Below are 20,121 nucleotides of genomic sequence, written 5' to 3' on the forward strand. Positions count from 1 at the left end.
GGCGCCCTATAGCTCCATCCAGAAGCCTACTTTGGCGCGCACAAGCCTGGAGATCGGCCCCCGTTGCGGAAGACGTACAAAGAATTCCCCCGTGTACCACAGCCCACGCCGCACCTCCCAGCTTAGGGCTAACTCCGTCTCCCACCAGGTTTGTCGCACGCCATCTAGGAAAGGTTTCCGTTTGTGCGGGGGATAGTCCCCTCGCAGCACATCGCCGCCCACGTTGCGAACCAGCTTTCCGGCCCCATCGAGCAGATTGGCCCCATGCCGGCGATAACGCGCCGCGGCCCGCACGCGCAGAAGGCCGGCTAGCCAGCCCTCAGCGCCCGCATAGAGCTGATCGCTATTCGGCCCTAGCGGATGTCCCAGGCAGACCGCGTTGTGTGTATAACTGTTGTAGGGGATCCAATGGGAGTACACGTAAGGCTCCACCCGGGTGTATTCGAAGCGAAGCGCCATCTCGGGTCGCACGGACCAGCCCAGGCCGAGCTGCCAGGCGAGTTTGACGGACATATGATCCGTGCCCAGCTTCAGGAGATCCAGATCGTCGACCAGGATCGCGGCCGTGAGCTCCCAACCACGCGATGGCAGCCAGACCGATTCCAGGCTGAAGAGCACGTTGTCGCGGTCCCAGAGCTCGTGTTCGGCGATCACAAACGGATAGAAGGGCAGCCAGTACGTGGGCTCTAGGTCTCGGTTGCCGTAGACGACCAGGTCCGTATAGGCGAGCCGCCAGCGTGGATGCGGGATCAGCTCGATGCGATGTAGCTGCAGGTATCGGGGAAGGCTCATATACGCGAAGCGGCTCGTATCGAGGGGAAACACCTGCCGTCGGGGTGGGTCAAGCAGCCAGGCCAGGGCGCCTTGGTAGCGCAGGCGCGAAAAGCCCACCTGGGCGCGGAACGCCGTATAATAGCCCGGTTGGGAGGTGAGCACGAGGCCGGCATCTTGTCCGGCCCCGTAAAGCAGGTGTCCGTGCAAGAGATCAAGCGCCCACCGGCTGCGTCGCCAGCTTACGGCGGCCACGGCCGCATCCCCGGAGCGGTCCTGCTCCTGTCGGACTTTGTACAGGTTGCGCCAAAACGGATCGTAGCCCAGCACCTGGGCTTTGCCGGCGAGCAGGTAGCCCGCGCGGACGTCGGCCGTAGCGGCCCAACCCCCCGAGAGCGCGGCGCGCACGCGCACTCCGCCCGTCCAGACTTGTCCCCACAGGGGGCCGCTTTGCGCGCGCACCCAGCGTCCATCGGCTCCCCCCAGCAGGTTGACGTACAAAGCGTAATCCGGGCTTCGCTCGCGGTATAGGTAGCGCGTCGAATCCCGGTCAAAGCCCTCCCAGGGCCTTCGCAGGCTGGTCTGTTCCGAAAGCCCCGACTCGGGGGCGAACTCCAGGGCGAATCGGCGCCACCAGGTCCGTTCCACAGGGTCCAGGGGCCGATCTCGAAGCGCGGCCAGCTGACGGCCGATCTCGGTTCGGCTCAAGGGGCGGCTTTCAAAGGGGAAATCCGCAAGCCATCCCCGTAGCCGCATGTAACGCAGCCACTCGTATACCGCATGATCGGCGGGCACGAGCGAGGGGTCTAGAATCTGCGCCTTGGCTGCAGCCCCAAGCCCGTGCACCAGAAGCAAGGCGCCCAGGATCCGCGGAACCGGCGGAAGCCCATGCCTTAGCTTCGACAAAGAGATCGCATCAAGCTTCATGTAGAGGCTCTTGCGAGAGCGGGCCTTCAAAAATTCGGCTATGTTCTAAGGCTATGCAACCGAAACCGGCTTGCGCCCCAGGAGGGCCGTTGCGTAAATACAGGGGCCACCTGCGGGAAGGGCCTATGCGCTTTGAAATCGATCATCGGGATCAGTTTTCGATCCTGACCCCTCTGGAAGAGCGGCTAGACTCGAGCGTCGCGCCCACGCTCAAGGCGGAGTTTGTGGTGCTCTTAACGGAGGGCGTGGAGAACCTTATTGTGGACCTATCGCATGTGCGCTATGTGGACAGCTCGGGGCTAAGCGCGCTATTGCTCGCCCATCGGCATTTCGCCGGACAGGGGGGGTTCTTCGCGCTGGCCGGGGCCCAAGAGCCGGTGTTGCGGCTCATCCAAGTCTCGCTTCTGGATACCGTGTTTCTTTTGTACCCCACCCTTGAGGAGGCCATAGAAGCCTGCTACGTGGCTCTGCTGGATCGCGGTGAGGAGGCCGATCAGGAAAACGGCGACTCAGGCATCGCCGAGGGGTTGTAGATGCCCAAGCGGGGCTGAGGCATGCTGACCGCCTGGGATGCCGCAGTGATCGTCCTCTACTTTGCGGCCTCGGCCGCGCTGGGGATCCGCCTGGCGGGTCGGCAGCGCTCTGTAGAGGATTACTTTCTGGGCGGCCGTTCTGTGCCGTGGTGGGCCGTGCTGCTGTCCGTGGTAGCCACCGAAACGAGCGCGCTTACCGTGATCAGCGTGCCTGCAGTGGCCTTTATGGGGGACCTTACGTTCCTGCAGCTGGCCTTTGGCTATGTGCTGGGGCGGATCGTGGTGAGCGCGCTGTTTCTGCCGGCCTACTATCGGGGCGGGCTAGAGACCGCTTACGCCTTTTTGGGACACCGGTTCGGGGATCGTTTGCGGGGCGCAACTTCCCTCGTGTTTTTGGCCACGCGCTTGCTGGCCGACGGGGTGCGGCTGTTCGCTGCGGCCATTCCGATCAAGGTCGTCTGCGATCAGCTGGGCCTTTCGCTCTCGTATGCGCATCTGATCGCCGCCATCGGGCTCGTTACGGTGTTGTACACGTACGTGGGCGGATTGCGGGCCGTGATTTGGGTCGATGTGCTGCAGCTAGCCGTCTATCTGGTGGGTGCTCTCTGGGCTTTGGGGCTGCTCCTGGAAAAAGCGCCGGCGGATTGGGTCCACAAGGCGGCCAAAATGGGCAAGCTTCGGCTTTTCCACTGGGGCGCCGAGCTATCGCTCCTGGACTGGCTGCGGCAGAACTACACCCTGATCACCGGCCTAGTGGGCGGGGCGGTCTTTACCATGGCCTCGCACGGGACCGATCAGCTCATAGTGCAACGCCTGCTAGCCTGTCGTTCGCTTCGGGCTAGCCAGCGCGCGCTCGTTGGAAGCGGGCTTTTCGTGCTGGCCCAATTTGGCCTGTTTCTGAGCGTCGGGCTTCTGCTTTGGGCCTACTACGGGGCGCGGAGCGGAACGTATGAACCGCGGGCGATCTTGGTTCAACTGGGTCTGAGCCGAGCCGATGAGATCTTCCCCCGGTTTCTGCTTGAAGGTCTGCCACCGGGTCTGTCAGGGCTTGTTCTGGCCGGCATCATGGCCGCGGCCATGAGCACGCTCTCCAGCTCGCTAAGCGCGCTCTCTTCGTCTACCGTCTTGGATCTGTATCAGCGCTGGTTTCCAGCCAGGTGGGTTCGACGGAGCATGCTTCCTCTTGCGCGTCTGGTAACGCTCTTTTGGGGAGCGGTTTTCATCGGCTTCGCCCTGCTGTTTCGCAGCACCGAAAACCCCGTTGTGGAGCTCGGCCTGAGCATCGCTAGCTTCACCTACGGGGGGCTCCTGGGGGTTTTTCTGCTTGGCCTATTGTTTCGTCGCCCAGCAGAGCAAGAGGCGCTTATAGCCTTCGGGTGCGCAATCGCGGGCATGATCTTGTTTATCGCGCTAGTGCGCATCGGATGGCCTTGGTATACGCTTATCGGAGCGATCCTAACGATCGGAGTGGCTCATGCGCTGGTGGCGGTGCGCCGTCTTCGGCCGGAGCGCGCTTCTGGTCGCGCTTAGCGTCTTCGGTCTGGGGCCTGTGATCACGGCCGGATCCGGGCCTCCGCAGGGCTCTCGCCGGGGTGGCGTGCTCACGAAACACGAGCTCAACGACCCCGACGGGCTTCATCCGTACTTGACCACGGACGCCTCCACGCGCTATATACAGCAGCTCATCTTCGATCGGCTCTGTAAGCTCAATCTCCGAACCCTTGAGCTTATGCCCGAGCTGGCGGAGCTGCCCGTCGCGGAGAACGGGCATCGGAGTTACCGGTTTCGGTTGCGCCCGGAGGCCCGCTGGGCCGACGGCCGGCCCGTGACGGCTGAGGACGTGGTCTTCTCTTGGAAGGCGCTCATGAACCCCTTCGTAGACAGCGCCCCGCTTCGGGCCGAATGCGTCGACATCCTCAAGCCCGAGATCCTGGGGCCGCGCGAGGTGCGCTTCTACGTGCGCCGGCCCCGTTTTGATAACGTATACAAGCTCACCTATGCCCTCTACATCCTGCCTAAGCATCACTACGATCCAGATGGGCTTACCGATCGCTACACGGTCGAGGATCTGGCCCTGTATCACAGCGCCGGCAAGCTGGAGGAGCTTCCGCAGCAGGCCCGGGCCGCGATGGAGGCTTTTGCGCGGCGCTTTCAAGATCCCACGTTTCGCTTTGATCCCGCGCGCGTGCTGGGAAGCGGCCCCTATAGGCCCGTTCAGTGGCGACGCGGTCAGTGGCTCGTGCTGGCCCGTAACGAACGCTACTGGCAGGCCGGCAGCCGCGAACCCTTCTCCCAGGCCTACCCAGATACGATCCGTTTTCGCGTGCTCCAAGACCTAGAGGCCGCCTACGGCGCCCTTCGAGCCGGCCAGATACACTTCAGCGAATCCTTCCGGCCCGTACAGCTGGTGCGCCAAATGCAAGGGCCGGACTTTGAACGCCGTTTCGCTAAGCATGTGCAGATTCAGCCCAGCTTCTACTATATCGCCTGGAACCTGGATCGTGTGTATTTTCGCGACCCCCGCGTGCGTCAGGCCCTATCTCTTTTGGCCGATCGCCATCAGATGCTCAGGACGGTTTTTTTCGGACAGGGACGGCCCACTGCGACCTTCTACTTCGATCAGCGTCCGGAGCACCACCCCGGCATTCGTCCCGACCCCTACGATCCAGCCCGCGCCCGTCGGCTTCTGGCCGAGGCCGGATGGAGCGATACGAACGGAGACGGGGTTCTGGACAAGGACGGGGTGCCGTTTCGCTTTACGCTCTACTTCAACCAAGGCAACGAAAACCGTCGGCAGGTGGCACTCATCTGGGCTCAGGCCCTGGCCCAGGTCGGCATCCAGGCCGTGGTGCAGCCCATAGAGTGGGGGGCGCTGCTCGGCCGCCTGCGCAGCCGGGACTACGATGCGGCTGTGGTGGGGATCGTCTTCGACGCCAACGAACAAGACTTCTACCCGTACTTTCACAGTACGCAAGCAGAGCAGAGGGGGTTTAATTACGCCGGCTACCGCAACCCCGAGGCGGATCAGCTCTTGGAGCGGATTCCCACGGAGCTGGAGCCTCAGCGCCGCATCCCCCTGCACAGGGCTCTGCAAGCACGCCTGGCCGCAGACCGTCCCTACCTGTTTCTGTTTGTGGTCGCGCAACGTTTCGTCTACGACCGTCGATGGTCCGGGGTGCTTTTCTACCCCCAAAGGCCGGGCTACTATCTGGGGGAGTGGTATCTGACGCCGGGCGTGCGCGCTGACCTATAAAAAACAAACAGGGAAGCACGGCTTCCCTGTTCGGTGGAGGGTGATGACGGGATTTTAGGGCTCCGCATCGGCGGGCACGGACCGATGCGGAAGCGATCCGACGTAGAAACTGCGAATCCAATACTATGCCAAGCGTTTTTTACTTTTCGGGGCCGCCTTCGCCTGCCTCCGGAGTGGTCGTTTTTATCCCTCCTGCTACGGAAGGAAACCATAGGATCACCGCTATACGCTGAAGCACACCCTCATGGTCCTCGGCCTCGTAGGGAACCCACACAGTCAAAGTTTGCCCGCCGTATTGGATAGGGTGCGGGTGTGGGCCGCCTCTCGGGGAGTGGTCTTGTTGGTGCATCGGGATCTTGAGCCGTGCTGTCAAGGCATCCGATGGGACCTCGTGGAGGCCTCTGTGCTGCGTCGCGAGGCGACCGTTGTGCTCTCCTTGGGGGGAGATGGCACGCTGCTGCGCACCGCGCACCTGATCGCGCCCGAGGAGGTACCGATTCTAGGGGTAAACGTGGGGCGCCTGGGTTTTTTGGCCGACACGCAGGCTGAAGAGCTGGAGGGCGCGCTTGAGGACCTCTGGGAGGGTCGCTACGGGATCGAAGCCCGCCTGACCCTGGCGCTTCGGGTCTGCTCCGAGCAGAACGAGCCAGAACGCTGGGCCCTCAACGACGTCGTAGTGGGCAAGGCCGGGGCCTCGAGCATGATCGCCGTCGAGGCCGAGGTCGACGGCCGGTACCTCAACACATACTGGGGCGATGGCCTGATCGTGGCCACGCCGACCGGCTCTACGGCCTACTCCCTGGCGGCTGGCGGGCCGATCCTGGCTCCGGAGCTAGAAGCCATTCTGGTCACTCCGATCTGCCCGCATACGCTTACGACCCGATCCGTGGTGTTGCCGGCCTCGGTGCGGATTCGGCTGCGCGTGGCCGCCTGGGAGCGGCCCGTGGTGGTGGCCTGGGACTCTTGGAGCGCCCAGTACAGGGGGCAGACGCTAGAGCTCGAGCTGGGATGCGCCGCACATCGGGTGCGGCTCGTAAAGCGGCCCGGACATGACTTCTTCACCACGCTCCGCCAGAAGCTAGGCTGGGGTTGGGATCGCAGGGGCATGTAGCCGGGCTATTGCGCTCTGCGGATGTTGAGGGAGCTAGGGGGCTCCGCTTGGCGCACCTCCAGACGATCCTCCCGCACCCATATACGCCAGCCGGGGCGCGGATCGGGCCTCCGAGGGAGGCCAGGTAGCGACGGAAGGCCATTCCGCAATGCCTCTTCGGGATAGAACACCCCTTCGCTTGAGCCCGGAATGCGCACTTCGCTTAAGCGTCCGTCGGAGAAGCGGAGCGTGATCTGACGGGCCCTGATTTCAACGGCCCCATTGCGCGTTGTGTCCTGCCGCAGAAAATAGAGCACCTCGGCCCCCTCGAGCAATTCCAACGCCACAAGGAGGCTGTCTTGAAAGACGGCCCGGATGCGGGACGCTCGCGCCTGATGGTAGCGTCCGCTTGCTGTGTCCTCCTCTAGCAGTACGGCTTGACCGTGGAGCCAGGCTGAGTCCAGCTCCCCCTCGCGCGCGCCGATCCAGATCGAATCGGCGGCTAGCCAGGTGCGCTCCAGCCAGATCTGCGGCCTTCCGAAGAGCCACAGCGAGTCCCGTGTGCCGGTCTTCTGCCTGTGACGCAGCCCCTTTAGATGGGCTGCGCGGGCGGCCATCCTGCGGGAGACGAGCTCTAGCCCCTCGGCTGCTTCCAGGCGTTGCCGCAGCGAATCGAGTTCCACGGCCTCGACCCAATGGGCCCGAAGCCCGAGCGTATCGGGACGAGAGCCCGCTTGCAGGCGAGCCCAGAGGGGGGCCCCGTCTGCCCGCAGGCGCCTGCTTTTGCGGTCCACCCACAGCTGGGGGCCCTGGAAATAGACCCGCTGCCGCAGATCGCGCCCGAAGACGCCTCCCGAGGCCCGCGCCCGGTCCAGCTTGCGCCAATACTCCAGGGTGTCGGCGCGCACCTGCAGAGAATCTCGCCAACCCCAGAGCGCGACGGAGCCCGTAAGCAGAGCGCGCTTGGCCTCCGTCTCGTACAGGGCCTGTTGGGCCTGGATCGCAAAGCTCGTATCCTCAAGGTGGAGCGGACCTGTAAGCTCGAGCCGCTTCTGGCGATAGTCGTAGCGCGCCCCTTGGCTCTGGATGCGCGTTACCCCGTCGGAGTAGCGCAAAGGCCCTGCGACTTCCGCCACCCGCCGGCCGTGATAATAGGTGATCCGCCGGGCCCAAAGCGTATCGGTGGGTTGCGCGATCTGGATGCGTCCGAAAAGGTGGATCTCCTCTCGTTCTACGATCTGCAGTGCGCTATCGCAGCGCAGCTGCAGCTCCTCTTGGCGGATCTCCACGCGGCCGATAAGCTTCCGATAGGTAAGGCCCCCCACGGTCTGTCCCGAGAGCTCCTCTGCGTGCACGATCTCGACTATGCGGCGCGGATTCTCTTGGCCGCGGACGAGCCCGGCCGGTAAAACGGAGCTTATCGCGAGAAGAAGCGCTTTACGTGCCCACATCCGGCACCGCGACGCGGCCCGTAACGCGTCGCACCCGATACCAGGACAGATCAAAAGCCGCCTCCAGGCCGTATCCTTCCAGCCACTCCTCAGGGGTTTGGATGCGCACGAAGCCGGGGCTTCGGATGCGTTCCTCTCCCTCCTCAAGCTCCAAAACCGAAGTCCAAAGCTGCCGATCCGCCACCCGGAGCCGTACGTCTCCTTGGAAGGCGATCCGGCGCGCCCGGGGCCAGTACGTTCCCTCCTGAGCCTCCAGCTCGGCCTGAAGGGGGCCGGATTGCCCCTCAAAAAGGCGCGCCCGAACCCCTCCGCGCAAGATCATCACCGTTGAATCCGGCCGCTCGTATACAAGCAAGCGCGCCGCCCACAGGGATAGGCGCATCTGGCCGCGCACGGAAAGCTGCAGCCAGACCTCCTCGGCCTCTTGCGTGGGGGGCTCTTCGGTGGCCACCTCCAGGCCCCTCTGCGATTCTGTGGGCCGACAGCCCAGCAAAAGCACCAAAAGCAGGCCGACTCGGCTCATCGTTTCCAGAACGAGCGGCTAAACAGCACAAGCACCGTAAACAGCTCCAGCCGACCGACGAGCATAAGCGCGCTCAGCCACAGCTTAGCCCCATCGGAGAGGTGGGCGAAGTGCTCCGCCGGACCGACCTCCCCGAACCCCGGCCCCACGTTGCCGATGCAGGTGATCGTGCTCCCGATGGCCGTGAGCAGATCCACTCCGGTAGAGGCCAACAGGAGCACAGACAGGGCGCATAGGCCTAGGTAAAGCGTAAAGAAGCTGAGCACATGCTGCAGTACCTCGTCTGAAATGACGCGGCTCCCGAGTCGGACCGGCAACACAGCGCGCGGATGCAGCAGGCGCCGGATCTCCCGGTTGGCGTTCTGAAACAGAATCAACAGGCGCACCACCTTAGGTCCGCCTCCGGTGGAACCGGCCATGCCGCCAACGAAAAAGAGCAGGAACAGGGTAGCTATGGCCAAGGGGGGCCATGCCTCATAGTCCGCCGTGGCGTATCCGGTGGTAGTGAGGATGCTGACGACCTGAAACAGCGCCATGCGCCAGGCGGCCTCCGCCGAAGGGGCCGACTCCAGGAGTGCTATGAAAACTATTCCCGAAGCCAGCAGCGCGATCCCCCCATAGGCCCAGAGCTCCCGATCCGAGGCCACAGCCGCGACCCGGCCCAGAAGCAGCCGGTAATGCAGGGCGAAGTTTATACCGGCAAGCACCATGAACAGGATCGTCACGTATTCCACGTAAGCGCTCTCAAAGGCCCCAATGGAAGCCGAACGCGTCGAAAACCCCCCTGTAGCCATGGTCGTAAAGGCGTGCTGTAGGGCTTCAAGCAACCCTACGCGCGGATGTAGGGATAGCAGCAAGGTTTGGGCCGCGGTCAGCACTAGGTAAATGCCCCAAAGCCGCGTGGCGGTGTCCCGGATGCGGGGGGTGAGCTTATCGGGCGTAGGACCCGGCACCTCGGCCTTGTACAGCTGCATGCCCCCCACGCCGAGTACAGGCAAGATGGCCAAGCTGAGTACGATAATGCCCATGCCGCCTAGCCACTGCGTGAGGCTGCGCCAGAAAAGCAGGCTTTGCGGCAGCTCCTCGACCCGAGGCCGACCCGGTCCGCCCAGCACGCTGGCGCCCGTGGTAGTAAAGCCCGAGGCGGTCTCAAACAGGGCATCTACGAGGCCCAGGCTCCGGCTCAGCGTAAACGGCAGTAGACCGCTTGCCGTGGCCACGATCCAGCCCCCCGTCACCACCAGAAAGCCCTCCCGCAGCCGCAGATCCTGCGCATGTCGGCGTAAGCTCCAAGCCAGGCCTACACCGGCGGCCATGCTGAGCGAGCTGGACAGCGCAAAGGCGCGCGCAGGCTCAAGCTCTCTGAACCCAAACGCCAAGGCTAGGGGCAGAAGCTGCGTTGCGCCCACAGCCGTCAGCACGACGCCCAAAGCGAAGCCCACCGCGGGAAGGCTAAACGGGGGAGTCCAAGAGAGGCGCATCTACCCCACCAAGCGACGCAGTTCGTCCAACGCCTCAGGCAAGGCGAAGACGATTAAGCGATCTCCGGCCTCTAGGCGAGTCTGCCCCGTGGCCACGACGGCGCTTCGGGCTCGCTGCAGCCCCCCGATGATGCTGCCACGAGGAAAGGATACGTCGCGCAGGAGTCTGCCCCGCAGCCGGCTGCGGGGGGAGACCTCTAGCTCCAGGATCTCGGCAGCCAAGCCTGGGATGGTGGTCACGGATAGCACGTGCGCACCCCGCACATAGCGCAGGACTTCGTTGGCCGCCGCGATCTTCTCGTTTACGGCCGCGTCGAGGCCAATTGTTTGGCTAAGGGGCACGTAATTGGGCTTGCTCACCAAGGCCACCGTCTTGGGCACACCCAGATGCTTGGCCATGAGACAGGTAACGAGGTTGTTCTCTTCATCTGGGCTTACGGCCAAGAAAGCGTCGACGTCCGCGATCCCCTCGCTGACCAGCAGGTCGATGTCCGTGCCGTCTCCATGAATGACCAATACATCCGGCAATTCGGCGGCGAGCTCCACGGCCCTGTCTCGGTCGGGTTCGATGAGCTTGATCGTATATCCGCCCTTTTGCACCAGCCACTCGGCCGTCTTGAGCGCCACCGATCCGCCGCCCAGGATCATGATCGTGCGGATGCGCACGTTCTCCTTGCCTAAGAGCCGGATAATGGCCGGCATCTGCTCTGTAGGCGCCACCACGAAAATCTGGTCGTTGCGCCGTAGGATGTCTCCACCTCCTGGAATGATGGTGCGCTGGCCCCGCACGATGGCCACGATGCGGAACAAGAGCTCCGTATGCTGGTTTGCGAGCTCTCTTAAGGGGATGTTCAGCACCGGACACTGCGCATCGAGGCGGATGCCAACAAGTTGCATCTGCCCGTCGGCCAAGTTCAGCACATCCGTGGCCGCGGCGCGCTGGAGCAGAAGCCCGATCTCCTGTGCTGCGCTCTCCTCGGGATGGATGACGCGATCGATGCCCAGATCCTGAGGATGAATGAGCGCTCCGGGTCGGGTAAGCTCATCGTTGCGCACGCGCGCGATGCGCGCCCTGGCCCCCAGCTTCCAGCCCAGCATGCAGGCTACGATGTTGACCTCGTCGATGCTGGTGACGGCGATCAGGATGTCCGCCTGATGCACCCCGGCTTCCTTGAGGTCTCGAGCCGAGGTGGCATTCCCCTGTAGGGCCAGCACGTCGAGCTGATCCCGTAGACGGCTTAAGGCGGCCTCGTTTTTGTCAAGCACGGTGACCTCATGGCCCTCGATTGAGAGCATTCGGGCGATGTCGAACCCTACGGCCCCGGCTCCGAGCACGACGATCTTCATGTGGGCGGCACACTACTACTACGAGCTAGCCACAACCGCGCAAGTTTACGGCGTTGGCATAGATCCCGCAAAAGCACCGCACATGCGCACCAGCTTACCCTGCGCTAACTTTTCTGTGCCTTGATCCGGAGCGGCCATGTCGAGCCCCGATCTTTCCATCGTGATTCCGATCTACAACGAAGCTGCGGTGTTGGAGGAGCTTCTGAAGCGTCTGCGCGCCGCGCTGGCGCCTCTGGATCTAGATTGGGAGGTGCTCTTCGTTGACGACGGAAGCCAAGATGGCTCTTGGGCCGTTCTGGAGCGCTTGGCGGCCGAAGACAGCCGCGTGCGGGCGCTGGGGCTATCGCGCAACTTCGGGCATCAGCGGGCGATTTCCGCAGGGCTGGAATGGGCCCGGGGGCGGGCCGTGGTGGTCATGGACGGGGACCTTCAGGATCCCCCGGAGCTCATCCCGGAGTTGCTGCGCCGATGGCAGCAGGGCTACGAGGTGGTCTACGCCGTGCGCACGCGGCGTCGGGAGCCGTGGCTTATGCGCACGGCCTACAGGATCTTCTACCGGCTTCTGTCCGCCTTGGCGGAGGTAGAAATCCCCCTGGATGCCGGCGATTTCGGGCTCATCGATCGCCGCGTGCTGGAGGTGATGCGCCGTATGCCGGAGCGAAGCCGCTTTGTACGGGGCCTGCGCAGCTGGTCCGGGTTCCGGCAGATTGGCGTGCCCTATGAACGCGCGGCCCGCGCCCGGGGCCGATCGAAATACTCCTGGGGCAAGCTTCTGCGGCTCGCCCTGGATGGGCTTTTGGCCTTCTCGAGTGCGCCGCTGCGTCTGGCCACCTGGATGGGGTTTTTCGTCTCCTCGATAAGCTTCGTGGGGATCGTGCTGTATCTATATCGGTACTTCACCACGCCCCGCGTGCCGGGCTTTACGACGCTTATCATCGCGCTGCTGTTTTTGGGTGGCATTCAGCTGATCACCATCGGCATCATCGGCGAGTACATCGGCCGCATCTACGAGGAGGTCAAGCAGCGCCCCCTGTACGTGGTCTACCGCACGCTCAACCTTGACCCCCCGCCAGGGGCCAGCCTATCTTGAATTGCAACCATGCATCTGGAGATCACCTCCGAAGTCGGACGCCTGCGGGCCGTAATCGTGCACACCCCGGGTGCGGAGGTCTCGCTTGTGCACCCGGACCAGCGGGCGGAGCTCCTGTTCGAAGACATCATCTTCGAACAGGGCGCCCGCGAGGAGCACCTGAACATGCTCGCCTTGTTTCGCAAAGTACTGCCCGACGGGGAGGGGATCTACGACATCGCCAACTTGTTCCGCCAGGCTCTGGAGTATTCCGAGGAGGCGCGCGCCTTCTTCGTGGAGCGCTTCGTGCAGTTACACCCCCTGCAGAACCTCCGGCCCTTTGAGCGGGATCTGAAGCGCTTAGAAGCGGAGGCACTCTATGAGTTGGCCATCACGGGCCGCTCCCCCCTTCCGATCACCGTTCCGCCCACGCCCAACCTGATGTTCACGCGCGACCTGGCCGCCGTGGTGGGGGAGCACATTCTGCTCAGCCGCGCGGCCACGCCGGCGCGGGTGCGCGAAAGCCTCATCATGGAAACCGTGGCCCTCTACCATCCGTTCTTCTCCGCTCATCCAGACCGGGTAATCCTACTCGACTATGGGGTCACGCTCGAAGGCGGCGATTTGATCGTGGTCAACGAGCATATTGTGATGATCGGCCACAGCGAGCGCACCTCCTTCGGGGGGGCTCTAAGCGCCGCCATGGAGTTGTTCCGCCGCACCCGCGTCAGGCACGTGCTGCTTGTAGACATCCCCAAACAGCGTGCTTCCATGCACCTGGATACGATTTTTACCTTCACCAGCCCTCGGGAATGCGTGGTTTTTCCCCCTTTGGTGGAACTGCCGCGCTACAACGTGGTGCACCTGTTCCCGGAAGGCGAGGGGATGCGCGCGGAGCTCAAGCCCAGCATCCGGGCCGCCCTGGAGGAACTCCTGGGCCATGAACTGGTTTTCATCCGCTGCGGCGGTTTGGCCGAAATCGACCAATACCGCGAGCAGTGGACCGACGGGGCCAATGTTTTCGCCCTGGCCCCGGGCGTGGTGATCGGCTATGAGCGCAACCAGAAGACCTTCCAGGAACTGAAAGCGCACGGCTATAGGGTCGTCAAACAGCGCGGGTTTTTGGATTCCTACGAGGATGGCGGCTTCCCCGTCGACGGTTCGGAGAAAATCGCCGTCATGTTCGAGGGCTATGAGCTTTCGCGCGGTCGAGGTGGCGCCCGGTGCATGACCCTACCCTTGGCCCGCGATCCCATCGCACAGGCATAGGAGGTCCCTTGGAGCCCCGTCAGCCCGTCGCAGCTCCCGAAGCCGCGCCCACAGAGGCGCTTCTTGCCCGCACCAGTCGCCCTTGGGTGCACGTGCTGCTATTTGTGCTCACTTTCCTCTCCGTCACCTATGCGGGTATCGGTTGGGTGGGTCGGGACCTGGTGCATGGCGCAAATTGGTGGGGCTACGTGCAGGACAGCCTGCACTTTACAATCCCGTTTTTGCTCTTTCTCACCGCGCACGAGTTCGGCCACTACCTAGCCGCCCGCCGACACGGGGTCCGGACCACCTTGCCGTACTACATCCCGATGCCGTTTATAAGTCCGATCGGCACGCTGGGGGCCGTTATCCGAATCCAGGAAAAGGTGCCCGACAGCCGCAAGCTCTTCGACATCGGCATCGCCGGGCCGCTGGCCGGCTTCGTGGTATCCTTGGCCACGCTGCTGTATGGGTTCCTCACCCTGCCCCCTCCGACGTACATGCTGCAGTTCGGAGGCCATGCGGAGCTGCACGCCCATTTGCTCCAATACGGAACTTTCGCCGGCTATGAGCCCTCGGGAAACCCGCTGCGGATTGGCTCCACCCCCTTGTATTGGCTTCTGAGCCAGTTATCGGAACACACCCCCCCAATGTATGAGATGTATCACTACCCCTATCTCCTCGCCGGCTGGCTGGGGCTGTTCTTTACGGCGCTCAACCTCCTGCCCATTGGGCAGCTAGACGGCGGACACATCGCCTACGCGCTCCTGGGGCCGCGTTGGCATGGGCAGCTGGCCCGGTTCGCCGTGCTGCTGCTCCTGTACCTCGGCGGGGTGGGGCTAATCCGGGAGCTGGGGCCGGTGCTATACGAGAGCCACTCCTGGGGGGTGCTCTGGACCTGGCTGCTCTGGATCCTGATCGCGGCCTATTTCGTGTACCGACTTTACGGGCCGGATTGGGGTCGGGCCCTGCCCGTGCTCATCGTGCTCTTGGTCTGCACCCAGCTAGCCGACTGGATACCCCAACTGGCCGCCTGGGGCTACTCGGGATGGCTCCTCTGGGTCGTATTGCTTATCGCCATAATCCGGATCGATCATCCGCCCGTGCTCTACTTTGTTCCTCTGGATTTTCGGCGCCGAGCACTGGGCTGGCTGGGGTTTGTGTTGTTTGTGCTCTGCTTCAGCCCAACGCCCTTCAACGTGGCCTTCTAAAAAGCGCACGGACAGAAAAAACGCGAAAACGAACAACCGTTCGTTTGCATTTGCTAACCGCATTGCATATATTTCGATTCGGTTATGGGGCGGATTGACGACATCTGTCGCGTGGCCGAAAGCCTCTTTAGCGAGCGTGGCTATCATGCCACAAGCGTTCGAGACATTGCCCGGCAGTTACGGCTACAGGGGGGCAGCCTGTATGCACACATCGCAAGCAAGGAGGACCTGCTCTGGGAGATCGTTCGGCGCGCAGCGGAGCAGTTTTTGCAAGCTATCGATGAGGTGCTGCGGGCCGAGGCCTCTCCGGTGGAGCGTTTCCGGCGCGCTTTCCGGGCCCATTTCTCCCTGATCGCCCAGAACTTGGCCGCGGCCACGGTGTACTTTCATGAATGGCGGCAGCTTTCCCTTGAGCGGCGCAAGGCCATCCTGGAGCACCGGGACGCTTACGAGGCCGCCTGGAGAAAAATCATACAGGAGGGGATCGCGACGGGACTCTTCCGGCCCGTCGATCCCGCCATGGCCGCGCGCGCCGTTTTGTCCGTGGCCAACTGGTTTTATCAGTGGTACCGACCTGAGGGGCCGCTCTCGGCCGAAGCCATCGCCGATGCACTTAGCGAGATCTTACTACACGGATTAATCAAGGAGAGCGCCACATGACCCAGGCTCAGCTGGAAGCCCGCCGCTTGGAGCGTTTTGAGGCGCGCGTTGCCCGCGGGGAGAAGATCGAGCCCGGCGACTGGATGCCCGAGGAGTATCGCTATGAGCTAGCTCGGCTCATTCACAATCACGCCAACTCCGAAATCATGGGCGCCCTGCCGGAGGGTTCCTGGATCCCGTATGCTCCCACGCTCAAGCGCAAGATGGCCCTCACGGCCAAGGTGCAAGATGAAGTGGGGCACGGGCATCTGCTTTACCGCGTCGCGGAGACGCTCGGCAAGTCTCGGGAACAGATGCTCGAGGAGCTCTTCAGCGGCAAGGCCAAATATTCGAACGTCTTCCACTATCCGGCCGAAACCTGGGCCGATGTGGGCATCATCGGATGGCTCATCGACGGGGCGGCGATCGTCAACCAGACCATGATGGCCCAGGGCTCCTATGGGCCCTACGGCCGGGCCCTGAAGCGCATCTGCGCCGAGGAGTCCTTCCACATCAAGCATGGATACGACATCGTGGTCTCCCTGGCCACCGGTACTCCAGAGCAGCGCGCCATGTTGCAGGATGCGCTCAACCGCTGGTGGGAGCCCATCATGATGTTCTTTGGTCCGTCGGATGCGCGCTCCGTGCACACGGAGAAGCTTGTGCGCTGGCGCATCAAGCTTAAGACCAACGACGAGCAACGGCAGGAGTTTTTGCGCAAGTTCGTGCCCAAAATCTGGGAGCTGGGCCTGACGATTCCGGATCCCAACCTGTACATCGATGAAGAGGGTGTGGTCCACTACACCGAACCCGATTGGGATAAGTTCCTCACGATCGTGCGGGGTGGGGGGCCCATGAGTCAGGCCCGGCTGGCCACGCGCCGGTTAGCCTGGGAGGAGAACGCCTGGGTCCGCCAGGCCCTGGCGCTGGCCGAGAAGCGCTACGCGGACTTCCCGATCGCATAAGGCCATGGCCCAGCCCGGATGGAAGTTTTCCCCGTATCACCATCGGATCCCTGAGGCCCTGGAGCGGGCCCAGGGGCCGCTGCCTCCCTCGGATACGGAGTGGCCTGTCTGGGAGGTGTTTCGGCAGCCGGAGCGGGGTGAGCCGCATCTGCATGTGGGCAGCGTGCACGCGCCAGACCCTCAGACGGCGCTCGTGCTGGCCAAAGAGCAGTTCAGCCGCCGCGAACCTTGCGTACAGCTCTGGGTTGTGCGCGCCGAAGCCATCTACGCCACCCCGTATGAGGACGCGGACATCTTCGAGCCCGCTCTGGATCGCACCTATCGGCTAGCAGCCGGCTACAAGGTGCGGCCGCGCATCCGCAGGGCCCAGGAGGAAGAGGGGGGGCAGCCATGACCGAGGCCCTCCGCGTAGCCGCCACTCAGGCCCTCATCGCCTGGGCCGACGACGAACTGCTGCTCGGGCACCGGGATTCGGAATGGACAGGGCTCGGACCGATTATCGAAGCCGATATCGCGCTCTCGAGCATAGCTCAGGACGAAATGGGCCACGCGCTGGCCTGGTACGAGCTGGCGCACTCCCTGGGGGCGCCGGATCCGGATACGCTCGTCTTCGAACGCGGCCCGGCCGCTTATCGGAACGCCACGCTGTCGGAGCTGCCGCGGGGGGACTGGGCTTTCTGCATCCTTCGGCACTATCTGTTTGACCTGGCCGAATGGGTGCGGCTGGAGCACTGGCAGCAGATCCCATGGGAGCCCTGGGCGGACATAGCCGAACGCATCACGCGCGAGGAGAAATACCACCTGCTGCACGACCGGACGTGGTTGGAGCGCTTGGCTCGGGGCACCGAGGAAAGCCACAACCGCCTACAACAGGCCCTGGAGGCGCTCTGGCCCCACGCGCTGGGACTTTGGGAGCCTCCGGAAGGCGAGGCCGTTCTGGTGGAGGCGGGTTGGATCCCCAGCTCCTCTGCCCTGCAGGCCCGCTGGGAGGAGGAGGTCCGGGCTTACTTGGGTGCACTTGACCTCAGGCTCCCCCAAGCCTCCGCCCACCTCGGCGGCCGGCGAGGCCACCATACGGAGCACCTGGCCGCGCTGCTGGAGGCCATGCAGATGCTGCATCGTCAGATTCCGGGGGCGAAATGGTAAGCGAACAGGACATCTGGTGCGCCCTCCAAGAGGTGGCCGATCCCGAAATCCCCGTGGTGAACATCGTTGAGCTCGGGGTGGTGCAAGAGGTGCGCCTAGAGGGGGATCGAGCGGAGGTGGTTTTGATCCCCACCTTTTCCGGCTGCCCGGCCATGGAGCTGATGCGCAGCGAGGTCGAAAACCGCCTGCGCCAACTGGGGCTTTCGGAGGTCGTCGTGCGGCTTTCGCTTTCGCCCCCCTGGAGCACAGACCGGATCGCCCCTGCAGCGCGCGAGAAGATGAAGCGCTGGGGGCTTGCCCCGCCCTCGGATTGGGGCCCTGAGCAGGATCTGCTACAACCCGTCACGTGCCCCTACTGCGGCTCAAAGCAGACGCGCCTGGATAGCCCTTTTGGCCCCACACTCTGCCGGGCCCTTTACTATTGCGACGGTTGCCAACAGCCCTTCGAGAAATTTAAGGCCCTCAAGTAGCCAGCGGCCTCTCCTAGGAGGGGTATGTCGAGCCAGACTGTTCCAAAATAGAACGCACGTTTAGGATGCTGTTCTTTTTGGGATCAAAGACGGGCCGCCTTGGCCACAAAACTGGCCAGGGGGCCTCCTAAAAAGGGTCCTGCAGGGTGGCATGCGAATTGTTAATGTCTTTGCGGTGCGGACACAAAAAGGCCGCGTACGATGCGTGTGCGATGATGGATGGGCGAAAGCCGGTCGGATAGGCCGGCTTTCGCTTTTTAGGTTTAGATCGCCTCTCGCTCCAGCTCCAGATTCGCCTCTAGCCAGATCATGTATGCGAACTGGCCCAGCCGGGGGGAAACGCCCAGTTCTTGCCAGAGCTCATATAGAATAGGGAGCGCCGAGAGGCGGAACTCCATCCATTCGGCGGGGCTTGCGGACGTGTGGCGCAGGCGCATGTAGGTTTCCAGCAGCGCCTCCAGCTTTCCGTATAGATCCAGTAGATGTTGCGTGCTCCAGGACATATTTAGAGGCCCTGAGGCCGGAGGTTCTTATTTAAAGTAGCGGCCTCTTCAGCCAAAGGCAAGCAGTGCGCGATTGCGCCTCCTCCGGGGAAAGCGTATCTTAAATTTTAAAACTAAAATCGTCATCCGCCCGAACATGACGCGCGCGCCCTCGGCTACGCCGGCGCTCATGACCGATTTATACGAGCTGACCATGGCTGCTGGCTACGTCGAGCAGGGCCTTCATCATGTGGAGGCCACGTTTGAGCTCTTCGTACGCGCCCTGCCCCCCCGACGTGGCTACTTGCTGCTGGCTGGCTTGGAACAGGTGGTGCAATACCTGGAACAGCTGCGCTTTACCGAAGAGCAGCTAGCCTATCTCAGGGCGCTACCGGTTTTTGCCCACGTACGGCCGGCCTTTTGGGAGTATTTGCGAACGCTTCGGTTTACGGGCGACCTATGGGCCATACCCGAGGGCCGAGTGGTTTTCCCGGGGGAGCCCATCCTGCGCGTGCGGGCTCCGATTGTGCAGGCGCAGCTTGTGGAAACGTATTTGCTGGCTGCACTTAACTTAGGGATCGCAGTAGCCACGAAAGCCAGCCGGGTTGTGCAGGCGGCCCAGGGACGAGCGGTGATCGACTTCGGCTCTCGGCGTGCGCATGGCCCCGAGGCGGCCGTGTATGCTGCACGAGCCGCCTATATAGGAGGATGCGTGGGCACCTCCAACGTGGAGGCGGGCTACCGGTGGGGTATCCCCGTGTTTGGCACCATGGCCCATTCGTGGGTTATGGCTTTCGGCAACGAGCTGGAGGCCTTTCGCGCTTTTCACCGCGTCTTTCCGGAGCACACGACGCTGCTTGTGGACACCTATGACACGCTGGAGGGCGTGCAACACGCCATCGCTCTGGGCGGCTCGATTCGGGGTATCCGGATCGATAGCGGTGACCTCGTATACTTAAGCCAGCAAGCTCGCAGCCGGCTCGATCAAGCCGGTTTAAGGCAAGTGCGCATCGGCATCAGCGGAGATCTGGACGAATACCGCATTTGGGATTTTCTGCGTCGAGGTGGGGTGGCGGATTGGTTCGGAGTGGGCACAAAGATGGTCACCTCCGAGGACGCCCCCTGGGTCGGAGGGGTATATAAGCTGGTGGAGCTCTCCTACAACGGCGCGGAGCGCTTCGTGCTCAAGCTCAGCCAGGCCAAGCGCACCTATCCAGCATCGAAGCAGGTATACCGGTTTCGAGATTCGACCGGCCGCCTGACCTATGACCTGGTAGCCTGGGAGGAGGAGCCCCCCCCGGAGGGTGGGGAACCGTTATTGGTCCCGGTTTTGCTTCGGGGGACGCGCTCGGAGCCGCTGCCGGAGCTAGAGGCAATCCGCCAACGCGCCCAGCAGGAGCTTGCCGCCCTTCCGGAGCCGGTGCGCGATCTGGAGGAGCCCGCCGTGTATCCGGTCCGGATCAGTGCGAAACTGGAGCGTTTGTTTGCACAGGTCATGGAGCAGGTTGGATAAGT

The 20,121-nt window shown here is 63.2% G+C and carries 19 protein-coding genes; 13 read left to right on the forward strand and 6 right to left on the reverse strand.

What is annotated here, in order from left to right; all coding sequences use genetic code 11:
* Positions 1–6 precede the first annotated feature (6 nt).
* Entirely contained in the window at positions 7–1,698 is a 1,692-nt protein-coding gene (locus tag NZ993_06390) for a hypothetical protein (GenBank protein ID MCS7155421.1), read from the reverse strand.
* 125 nt (positions 1,699–1,823) lie between these two features.
* Here NZ993_06390 and NZ993_06395 point away from each other — a divergent pair, with 125 nt between their 5' ends.
* The 4 genes from NZ993_06395 to NZ993_06410 all read left to right on the forward strand — a co-directional run bounded on the left by NZ993_06395 (position 1,824) and on the right by NZ993_06410 (position 6,595).
* Entirely contained in the window at positions 1,824–2,231 is a 408-nt protein-coding gene (locus NZ993_06395; protein MCS7155422.1) for an STAS domain-containing protein, read from the forward strand.
* 21 nt (positions 2,232–2,252) lie between these two features.
* Positions 2,253–3,761, forward strand: a complete 1,509-nt coding sequence (locus NZ993_06400) for a sodium:solute symporter (protein MCS7155423.1) — start codon at positions 2,253–2,255, stop codon at positions 3,759–3,761.
* Positions 3,706–5,484 carry an ABC transporter substrate-binding protein gene (locus tag NZ993_06405; GenBank protein ID MCS7155424.1) on the forward strand — a complete coding sequence of 593 codons (1,779 nt, stop codon included), beginning with the start codon at positions 3,706–3,708 and terminating at the stop codon, positions 5,482–5,484. Before NZ993_06400 ends, NZ993_06405 begins: the two co-directional genes overlap by 56 nt.
* A gap of 283 nt (positions 5,485–5,767) precedes the next feature.
* Positions 5,768–6,595 carry an NAD(+)/NADH kinase gene (locus NZ993_06410; protein ID MCS7155425.1) on the forward strand — a complete coding sequence of 276 codons (828 nt, stop codon included), beginning with the start codon at positions 5,768–5,770 and terminating at the stop codon, positions 6,593–6,595.
* A gap of 5 nt (positions 6,596–6,600) precedes the next feature.
* Here the strand turns inward: NZ993_06410 and NZ993_06415 are convergent, their stop codons facing one another.
* From NZ993_06415 to trkA, 4 genes are read right to left on the reverse strand one after another with little or no spacing between them, the layout of a single operon-like run.
* A complete protein-coding gene (locus NZ993_06415; protein ID MCS7155426.1) occupies positions 6,601–8,025 on the reverse strand; it encodes a hypothetical protein in 1,425 nt (474 codons plus the stop codon).
* The gene (locus NZ993_06420) at positions 8,012–8,548 is read right to left on the reverse strand and encodes a hypothetical protein (protein ID MCS7155427.1); all 537 of its coding nucleotides are present in this window, start codon (positions 8,546–8,548) and stop codon (positions 8,012–8,014) included. The genes NZ993_06415 and NZ993_06420 overlap by 14 nt, the downstream gene beginning before the upstream one ends.
* A complete protein-coding gene (locus tag NZ993_06425; protein MCS7155428.1) occupies positions 8,545–10,029 on the reverse strand; it encodes a TrkH family potassium uptake protein in 1,485 nt (494 codons plus the stop codon). The genes NZ993_06420 and NZ993_06425 overlap by 4 nt, the downstream gene beginning before the upstream one ends.
* The gene (gene trkA / locus NZ993_06430; protein ID MCS7155429.1) at positions 10,030–11,376 is read right to left on the reverse strand and encodes a Trk system potassium transporter TrkA; all 1,347 of its coding nucleotides are present in this window, start codon (positions 11,374–11,376) and stop codon (positions 10,030–10,032) included. It lies immediately after the preceding gene.
* A gap of 136 nt (positions 11,377–11,512) precedes the next feature.
* Here trkA and NZ993_06435 point away from each other — a divergent pair, with 136 nt between their 5' ends.
* The 8 genes from NZ993_06435 (at position 11,513) to paaJ (ending at position 18,124) form a co-directional block, all read left to right on the forward strand.
* Positions 11,513–12,466, forward strand: a complete 954-nt coding sequence (locus NZ993_06435; GenBank protein MCS7155430.1) for a glycosyltransferase family 2 protein — start codon at positions 11,513–11,515, stop codon at positions 12,464–12,466.
* Positions 12,467–12,475: 9 nt separating this feature from the next.
* Positions 12,476–13,714 (forward strand): arginine deiminase family protein, encoded by a 1,239-nt coding sequence (locus NZ993_06440; GenBank protein ID MCS7155431.1) that lies wholly within the window; start codon positions 12,476–12,478, stop codon positions 13,712–13,714.
* A gap of 8 nt (positions 13,715–13,722) precedes the next feature.
* On the forward strand, positions 13,723–14,904 hold the full coding sequence (locus tag NZ993_06445) for a site-2 protease family protein (GenBank protein MCS7155432.1): 1,182 nt from the start codon (positions 13,723–13,725) through the stop codon (positions 14,902–14,904).
* 84 nt (positions 14,905–14,988) lie between these two features.
* The gene (locus NZ993_06450) at positions 14,989–15,564 is read left to right on the forward strand and encodes a TetR/AcrR family transcriptional regulator (protein ID MCS7155433.1); all 576 of its coding nucleotides are present in this window, start codon (positions 14,989–14,991) and stop codon (positions 15,562–15,564) included.
* Entirely contained in the window at positions 15,561–16,508 is a 948-nt protein-coding gene (gene paaA / locus NZ993_06455) for a 1,2-phenylacetyl-CoA epoxidase subunit A (protein MCS7155434.1), read from the forward strand. Before NZ993_06450 ends, paaA begins: the two co-directional genes overlap by 4 nt.
* A 4-nt stretch (positions 16,509–16,512) precedes the next feature.
* On the forward strand, positions 16,513–16,902 hold the full coding sequence (locus tag NZ993_06460; GenBank protein MCS7155435.1) for a hypothetical protein: 390 nt from the start codon (positions 16,513–16,515) through the stop codon (positions 16,900–16,902).
* Complete coding sequence (gene paaC, locus NZ993_06465; GenBank protein MCS7155436.1) at positions 16,899–17,654, forward strand: phenylacetate-CoA oxygenase subunit PaaC; 756 nt, start codon at positions 16,899–16,901, stop codon at positions 17,652–17,654. The genes NZ993_06460 and paaC overlap by 4 nt, the downstream gene beginning before the upstream one ends.
* Positions 17,648–18,124 (forward strand): phenylacetate-CoA oxygenase subunit PaaJ, encoded by a 477-nt coding sequence (gene paaJ / locus NZ993_06470; GenBank protein MCS7155437.1) that lies wholly within the window; start codon positions 17,648–17,650, stop codon positions 18,122–18,124. Before paaC ends, paaJ begins: the two co-directional genes overlap by 7 nt.
* A gap of 263 nt (positions 18,125–18,387) precedes the next feature.
* Here paaJ and NZ993_06475 read toward each other — a convergent pair whose 3' ends face one another.
* Positions 18,388–18,627, reverse strand: a complete 240-nt coding sequence (locus NZ993_06475; GenBank protein MCS7155438.1) for a hypothetical protein — start codon at positions 18,625–18,627, stop codon at positions 18,388–18,390.
* 136 nt (positions 18,628–18,763) lie between these two features.
* On the opposite strand from NZ993_06475, the gene NZ993_06480 reads away from it, so the two are divergent.
* A complete protein-coding gene (locus NZ993_06480; GenBank protein ID MCS7155439.1) occupies positions 18,764–20,119 on the forward strand; it encodes a nicotinate phosphoribosyltransferase in 1,356 nt (451 codons plus the stop codon).
* Positions 20,120–20,121 lie beyond the last annotated feature (2 nt).

Source organism: Bacteroidota bacterium, from assembly GCA_025059945.1.
Classification (GTDB): domain Bacteria; phylum Bacteroidota; class Rhodothermia; order JANXDC01; family JANXDC01; genus JANXDC01.

Coding starts and splice junctions, on each gene's coding strand:
- NZ993_06390 (MCS7155421.1), bottom strand. CDS start 1,698: ATGAAGCTTGATGCGATCTCTTTGTCGAAGCTAAGGCATGGGCTTCCG.
- NZ993_06395 (MCS7155422.1), top strand. CDS start 1,824: ATGCGCTTTGAAATCGATCATCGGGATCAGTTTTCGATCCTGACCCCT.
- NZ993_06400 (MCS7155423.1), top strand. CDS start 2,253: ATGCTGACCGCCTGGGATGCCGCAGTGATCGTCCTCTACTTTGCGGCC.
- NZ993_06405 (MCS7155424.1), top strand. CDS start 3,706: ATGCGCTGGTGGCGGTGCGCCGTCTTCGGCCGGAGCGCGCTTCTGGTC.
- NZ993_06415 (MCS7155426.1), bottom strand. CDS start 8,025: ATGTGGGCACGTAAAGCGCTTCTTCTCGCGATAAGCTCCGTTTTACCG.
- NZ993_06420 (MCS7155427.1), bottom strand. CDS start 8,548: ATGAGCCGAGTCGGCCTGCTTTTGGTGCTTTTGCTGGGCTGTCGGCCC.
- NZ993_06425 (MCS7155428.1), bottom strand. CDS start 10,029: ATGCGCCTCTCTTGGACTCCCCCGTTTAGCCTTCCCGCGGTGGGCTTC.
- trkA (MCS7155429.1), bottom strand. CDS start 11,376: ATGAAGATCGTCGTGCTCGGAGCCGGGGCCGTAGGGTTCGACATCGCC.
- NZ993_06435 (MCS7155430.1), top strand. CDS start 11,513: ATGTCGAGCCCCGATCTTTCCATCGTGATTCCGATCTACAACGAAGCT.
- NZ993_06440 (MCS7155431.1), top strand. CDS start 12,476: ATGCATCTGGAGATCACCTCCGAAGTCGGACGCCTGCGGGCCGTAATC.
- NZ993_06450 (MCS7155433.1), top strand. CDS start 14,989: ATGGGGCGGATTGACGACATCTGTCGCGTGGCCGAAAGCCTCTTTAGC.
- paaA (MCS7155434.1), top strand. CDS start 15,561: ATGACCCAGGCTCAGCTGGAAGCCCGCCGCTTGGAGCGTTTTGAGGCG.
- NZ993_06460 (MCS7155435.1), top strand. CDS start 16,513: ATGGCCCAGCCCGGATGGAAGTTTTCCCCGTATCACCATCGGATCCCT.
- paaC (MCS7155436.1), top strand. CDS start 16,899: ATGACCGAGGCCCTCCGCGTAGCCGCCACTCAGGCCCTCATCGCCTGG.
- paaJ (MCS7155437.1), top strand. CDS start 17,648: ATGGTAAGCGAACAGGACATCTGGTGCGCCCTCCAAGAGGTGGCCGAT.
- NZ993_06475 (MCS7155438.1), bottom strand. CDS start 18,627: ATGTCCTGGAGCACGCAACATCTACTGGATCTATACGGAAAGCTGGAG.
- NZ993_06480 (MCS7155439.1), top strand. CDS start 18,764: ATGACGCGCGCGCCCTCGGCTACGCCGGCGCTCATGACCGATTTATAC.